The organism is Kitasatospora sp. GAS1066B (assembly GCF_041262605.1).
Classification (GTDB): Bacteria; Actinomycetota; Actinomycetes; order Streptomycetales; family Streptomycetaceae; genus Kitasatospora.
Genome location: NZ_JBGCCO010000075.1, coordinates 1 through 5,857 on the forward strand (window position 1 = coordinate 1; position 5,857 = coordinate 5,857).

Here is a 5,857-nt window from a genome sequence, read left to right on the forward strand (position 1 = left end):
CAACCCGACGGCACCCGACACTCCAACCGTCCGGCTGGTCGCACCCACCAGAGCCAGCCCGACCAGCCGGAAAACGACCTAAATCACCGGTATTGACCTTAGGTGCGGTCTCGGGCAGGAAAACGGTCGCCTTGACCTGGTGGCGTCCGGCTGCCCAGGCACAGGCCAGGCCCGCATTGCCACCGGAGGCGATAACGACTCCGGCCTGCGGCATGGTGTCGTTCTCGATATGGGCAGCGACGAAGTTCGCGGCGCCGCGATCCTTGAAGCTGCCGGTGCGCTGGGTGAAGTCGAGGGCCAGATAGACCTCGGCGGTGCCGAAGCTGCCCGGATCGACGGGGATGACCGGCACGGGCCGCGTGACGCCGGCGATCCGCTCGGCGGCGGCCTTGGCGTCGTCGTAGCTGAGGTTGTGCATCGGAGAACTCCTGAACGTTCAGGACCAGGCGACGAGTTCGCCCCTGGTCGTCAGTCCGAGAAAGAAGGCCAGGGCCGACCCGGCGGCCGGTGGCCTCCTTCACGCTGTGGTAGTTGGCCGGGTTGAACAGCAGTGCCTCGCCCGTCTTGGGTGCCAGCTCGACGAATTGGCTGCCCGTCGTGACCTTCTCGCTGTAGCCGTAGGAGAAGCGGTGCTCGTCATCGGCGGGCTGCCAGCGACGGCGGGATATTCGGGTCTCGCCACCACTGGCGGGGCCGACCACCCAGGCGTTGAAGGCGAGTTGACTCACCACGTGCTGGTCGAAGAGCCCGGGCAGCTCGCGCACCACCTCGTCGTAGTGGGTGAGCGCACCCCGGTTGAGCTCACGGACGGTACCGCCGAACGCGGGCCGCCCACCGATCGTGGCCGGCGTGACTGCCGACCCCCACGCAGTGCCGAGCCGCCCCAGCGCGAGGGCGATCGGATCGTGGCGCGGACGGGCCTTGGCCCAGGCCACGCGGGCCTGGTCGGCCTGCGGCCAGTACCGCTGCTCATCCAGACGGCCTGAGCGGACGCGGTAGTCGTTGAGCGCCGGGCCGAAGCGCAGGATCGGCTCGGCGACCCGCGAGCGGTCGTACTCGTGCACGGGCAGCTGGTCCAGCACCGTCACCATGCGCTGGCATGCCGCCGGATCCAGGAAGCGGGGGATCCCGACCGCCGCGCAGGTACCCGCCAACAGCGACGCAAGGTGCTGCTCCGTGAACTCCGTCGCGGTGACGTGCTGGAACATCGGATCGAGCACGGTGCCGGGCATGTTGCCTCCCATGGAAGGAATATGACGCTTCATCAACCTGCCAATCCATTACGTCGTAAGTTACGCTGTAACGCATGGCGAAGCAATCCGTTACCCCAGATCGACTCACCGCTACCACGATCGCCATGGCCGCGATCGCGATCGTCGACCGGCACGGCCCCAGCGCCCTGTCATTCCGGGCCCTGGGTGACGCGCTCGGCGTCTCCCAGACCACCGTTCACCGGCGCTGCGGCGAGAGCAGCACCGGGCTCCTCGACATCTGCATGAACCATCTCGCCGACCAACTGCCCGCCACCGACCCGAACACCCCGTGGCCCGACGCCGCCCGCAACGCGTTCACCGCCCTCTACGAGCTGCTCATCGCCCACCCCGGCCTGGTAGCCCTACGCGGAAGCCGGCCCTGGATGGGCGAGACCCTCCTCGCCCGCCTCACCGAACCCCTCCTGCAGAGCGCACAGACTGCCGGCCTGGCACCCGTCGACGCCCTGCGCGTCTACCGCCGCCTCTACCTCTTCACGCTCGGCTGCGCCGCGTTCGTCGACCACAGCGACCACAGCGACCACGAGGAGACCAAGGAACGGACGCGGGTCGGCATCGCGATGCTCCCACCCAGGCAGTTCCCGTTCCTGACCGGAAACACCGAGGCGGTCCTGGAAGCCGTCGTCGATCACGACGTCTTCCACACTGGCTTGCAGCAGCTGATCGACACGGTCGCACTCAACCTCTACCCGCTGCGCTGACGCCCTGCGGCCATGGATCCCGGGTCGGGCAACCCGGCCGAGGCCGTGGACCGCTCGATCGTGAGCACGTACTCGGTGGCACCCACCGCGGTCTCGAACCGGTAGGGCTGCCCAAGGAGGAGGACCTCGGCGGCGGTCATCGACTCGTCCCAGTCACCCAGTCACCCAGCCACCGGCGAGCCTGGCCGGTGTACCGCTCGTCGAGCTGATGGATGATCAAGCCGACCCGCCAGCGCATCCAGGTGACCATCGACAACGGATACCTGGCCGAGAACACCGCAGCCAACACCGGTTCGCGGTCACCGCAGATCATCAACTGACAGGTATAGGAACTCTGTGGCGGGGGCCGCCGCTTCGCGGGGCTGGCGCGCATGGCGGGGCAGCCCGAACCGCACACCGGTCCGGCGGTCCCGCGTTCCCTCTTGGGCGTCGCCGGCTGCCCCGCCCCAGCCCGAGAGCACTGTGTGCTGCTGAATGAAGACCTCATCGTCGCTGACGCACCCGTCAGGAGAGATCGCACCGAACATTTCCGGCAGCTGAGTTGCGATCTCTTCTGCGGCCTGCTCTGGCCTCGGTCTTTCATGAAGCCCTGGGCCGGTAGTGACTGAGCGTCACCCTGATGCAGATCGGTGCCCGCCACCTGCCAATGCCGGTGAATTAGGACGTTTCCGCAGGTAGCGGCCGGTGTCTGGCGACTTTCAGCGAGTAGCGGACGTTACTGGGAGTGCGTGGTTGGTCTCGCCGCTTGATGGCGAACTTGTTCTTGGGTGGCTTCTTGACGCGCTCACAGCGCCGGTCCCGGCGGGCTGGGAGAAGGCCCTCGAGGAGTTCGGCCGCGACTGCCTCCAGTGTCCAGCGAAGCCGGTCGGCGGTGGCAGCGGCCTGGCTGGGGACGCCGAGGCGGACGAGCTGGACGGTGACGGCGAAGGAGATCCGGTCGGGGTCGATCCCGGCCTGCTGGGCAGTCTGGTGCTCGAGCGCGCAGAGCGCGTGGTAGACGGTCAGGAGCGCGTAGACCTCCTGGCCGATGAGTTCGGGGGACTTGGAGCGCAGGGTGAAGCCGGCGCCGCGCAGGCGGTTCTTGATCTCCGCGAAGCTGTTTTCGATCTCCCAGCGCTGGTGATAGATCATGGCGAGCCGTCTGGCAGGAGCCTGTCGGTGGTCCAGCAGGCTGGTCACAAGTCTGAAGGAATCCAGGCGAGTTGATCCGTCTTCGGTTCGGGTCAGCACGGTGTACTCGACGATCCGGACCAGGTGGCCCTGGGGTGTCCCGGCGATCGCGCGTCCTTGGACGCGGGCCCGGCCCAGGCGGCGGGTCTCCGCCGGGGTGGGCATGATCGACAGGTAGGAGCCGTCCGGAAGGACACGCAGCGGCGTGAAGATCTGCCCCTTCTTGACCCGCCAGACCAGGTGGGCGCCGGTGGCCCGGGCGTCGGCCCACAGCTCGTAGCCAACGAAGTACCGGTCGGCCAGCAGCAGCATGTCCGGCGTCAGACCGGCCAGCAGAGCGCGGCCCAGGGTGTACTCGCTGGAGTGCTCGACGCCGTCGAAGGCCGCATCGACCAGGCCGTGGGTGCCGCATTCGACCAGTGCCATCAGTCTGACCTGCGGGTTCCCGCAGGTGTTGCTGGCCGGGTTGGAGTATCCGATAGGCAGCGGCGTTCTCCGCGGAGTCCGGCACGTCCAGCGTGGTGCCGTCCCAGGCGACAAGCCGCAGCCCGAAGGCGTACGCCTCAGCGCTGTCAGGAGTCGCCAGCGGGCCACAGGTGTGCTCGAACAGCACGCGCAGCGGTTTCTCGCCCAGTCGCTGGCGGGCCCTGGTCAGGGCCGGGCTCGTCGGCAGCCGCTGAAGTCCGAGCCCCGGCAGGTTCCGCAGCTTCTCGGTGAGCGTTCGCAAGACCGCCCGGTACCCCGGCTGACCTGCGCTTTCGGCACTGCTGAACAGGCACAGCGCCAAGACGAAGTACACCACCGTCCGAGCCGGCAGGAGCCGTCGTCGAAGTTCGATGCGACCGGTGCGCTCCAACACCTCAGCGACGATCTCCGGTGTGATCCAGCGAGTCAGCACCCCGAGGCGGACCCGCTCCCCGAACCGCTCGCCGACCGGAACCCCCGGTGAGTGCTGCGAGTTGTGTGCGTCGGCCCTGGCGGGCAGGACGGGCATGCTGGCAGACTGAGCACCCAACGGAGCCCCCCATCAGACAGTCGGATCTTGGTCGATCTTCTGTCTTACCGGGGGCTCCGTTGCCGTGTCCGACACTCGGCTGAGTCATCATCAGAACGTGACGAACTACCCAGCGTCACCAGGGATGAAATCGACCCAAACTGACCATCAGCAGGCTCCTGACCAGCAGAGTTCTGCTAATTCACCGGCATTGCCGCCACCTGTGTCGATCTCCGTCATGTCGCCGACCCACAGTACGTTCGGCGCGACCGCGTCGAAACGGCGGTGCACCAGGTCAGGGGCGGCTTTGCGCTTGCCCTGGCGGGTCAGTGACCTGCGCCTGGGCGGTTTGCGGCCCTGCAGTCCGAGCTCGGCCATGATCTCGGCGACGGTGTTCACCGAGACCTTCCAATCCTCAGCCCACAGGTCCAGCGTGATCCTCGGCGAGCCGTACGTCCCGCCGGACCGGCGGAAGAAGTACGTGATCCTCTCCTCCAACGTCGCGCGCCTGACCTCGCGGTTCGTTGGCTCGGCGGGTCTTCGGCGCCATTTGTAGAACCATGCCTCGGACACCCCGAGCGCGCGGCAGGAGACAGCGTGCGGGATGCCGTGCCCGGTCCTCTGGTCGCTGATCGCCCCGACGAGTGCCGCCGGGTCCGCCACAGCTACTTCACCCAAAGGACCATGCAGCGTTTGAGGACATCGCGCTCCATCTCCAACTCCTTGATGCGCTTGGCCTGTTCGGCTTCCCGACGCCGCAGCCGGGCCAGCTCTTCACGCTCGGACGTCCCGAGCGTGCCGTCGCCGCCGGCCTGCCGCGCCCGCGAGACCCAGGTGGCCAGGGTGGTCTCGTTGATCCCCAGCTCCCGCGCGACCTCTGCGGCCGGCCTGCCGGTCTCAGCAACGATCCGCACAGCCCCCTCACGGAACTCCGCGTCGAACTTCCGCCTCTTCTCAGCCATGACTCCCAACTTCCCCTCCAGTCATGGCCTCTACGTTACGAGGGGAACCTCACACGGGCACGCCTGGACGACATCGGCGCGCTGCTGAGCGGCAGCCTGCTCACCGACGAGGACCTGACCGCGTTCCTGAACGGCGGGGAGCCTGCTTGACTATCCGCTCCACCGACGCGGCCCACTCCGGGTCGGCCTCGCGGATCCGCTGCCACCGCTGCTCACGCAGCACCGGCCAGTACTCCTCGGTGTGGCGGAGGGCCGCCAGCAGCCGTTCGGGGGTAGCGCGGAAGGCGGGTGCGGCCCAGTCGTCCTAGGCGATCCACTCGTCCCGCGCGCGGTCGTAGTGGGCGCGGGTGCCGCGGCGCCCGGTGGTCTCCAGCTGGCGGTAGGTCTCCTCGGCGATGCCGAGTGCCTTGGCCATCTCGGCGCGGCTGCGGCCGGTGAACACGCGCAGGTGGACCAGGCGCTCGTGCTCGACGGTGCACAGGTCGGCCGGTTCGACGCCGACGGCCTTGGCCAGGCGCGGCAGCAGCTCCGGCTTCGGGACGCGCGTCCCGGCGAGGTAGAGGGGTCTGAGGAACATCTATGTCAGATCGTGCGCTAAGCCCTCGTCGCCCCTGGTGGGCGGCTGACGGAGCGTCGGTAGTCTTGCGAGGAGATATGCGGGGATTGGGGCGCCGGGCGGGGCCGGGGGCGTGCGGGGGGGTGAAGCCCCACACGACCGGCGGGGGGCGTCGAGGTGTGGGGGGGGGGGTGGTGGGCCGG

The 5,857-nt window shown here is 68.3% G+C and carries 8 protein-coding genes and 1 pseudogene; 2 read left to right on the top strand and 7 right to left on the bottom strand.

Features of this window, described 5'->3' with window-relative positions; genetic code table 11:
* Positions 1-418: pyridoxal-phosphate dependent enzyme (locus tag ABH937_RS37940; protein ID WP_370220836.1), on the bottom strand; the 418-nt coding region annotated here is incomplete at its 3' end.
* 211 nt (positions 419-629) lie between these two features.
* Here ABH937_RS37940 and ABH937_RS37945 point away from each other — a divergent pair.
* Together ABH937_RS37945 and ABH937_RS37950 are read left to right on the top strand one after the other, a co-directional pair.
* Positions 630-986, top strand: coding sequence for a hypothetical protein (locus tag ABH937_RS37945; RefSeq protein ID WP_280694875.1), 357 nt, complete (start codon positions 630-632; stop codon positions 984-986).
* Between the two features lie 320 nt (positions 987-1,306).
* Positions 1,307-1,972, top strand: a complete 666-nt coding sequence (locus tag ABH937_RS37950) for a TetR/AcrR family transcriptional regulator C-terminal domain-containing protein (RefSeq protein WP_280694876.1) — start codon at positions 1,307-1,309, stop codon at positions 1,970-1,972.
* On the opposite strand, the gene ABH937_RS37955 is transcribed toward ABH937_RS37950, so the two are convergent.
* The 6 genes and pseudogenes from ABH937_RS37955 to ABH937_RS37980 all read right to left on the bottom strand — a co-directional run bounded on the left by ABH937_RS37955 (position 1,957) and on the right by ABH937_RS37980 (position 5,675).
* Positions 1,957-2,112, bottom strand: a complete 156-nt coding sequence (locus tag ABH937_RS37955; protein ID WP_370220837.1) for a hypothetical protein — start codon at positions 2,110-2,112, stop codon at positions 1,957-1,959. The two genes, ABH937_RS37950 and ABH937_RS37955, sit on opposite strands and share 16 nt — an antisense overlap.
* A gap of 517 nt (positions 2,113-2,629) precedes the next feature.
* Positions 2,630-3,736, bottom strand: coding sequence for an IS4 family transposase (locus ABH937_RS37960; RefSeq protein WP_280694877.1), 1,107 nt, complete (start codon positions 3,734-3,736; stop codon positions 2,630-2,632).
* A 19-nt stretch (positions 3,737-3,755) separates the two neighbouring features.
* Positions 3,756-4,136: pseudogene (locus tag ABH937_RS37965) on the bottom strand (transposase domain-containing protein); the annotation flags it as partial.
* A 168-nt stretch (positions 4,137-4,304) separates the two neighbouring features.
* Positions 4,305-4,799, bottom strand: a complete 495-nt coding sequence (locus tag ABH937_RS37970; RefSeq protein WP_280694878.1) for an IS3 family transposase — start codon at positions 4,797-4,799, stop codon at positions 4,305-4,307.
* Between the two features lie 2 nt (positions 4,800-4,801).
* Complete coding sequence (locus ABH937_RS37975) at positions 4,802-5,098, bottom strand: transposase (protein ID WP_280694879.1); 297 nt, start codon at positions 5,096-5,098, stop codon at positions 4,802-4,804.
* A 304-nt stretch (positions 5,099-5,402) separates the two neighbouring features.
* Positions 5,403-5,675 carry a hypothetical protein gene (locus tag ABH937_RS37980; protein WP_280694880.1) on the bottom strand — a complete coding sequence of 91 codons (273 nt, stop codon included), beginning with the start codon at positions 5,673-5,675 and terminating at the stop codon, positions 5,403-5,405.
* Positions 5,676-5,857 lie beyond the last annotated feature (182 nt).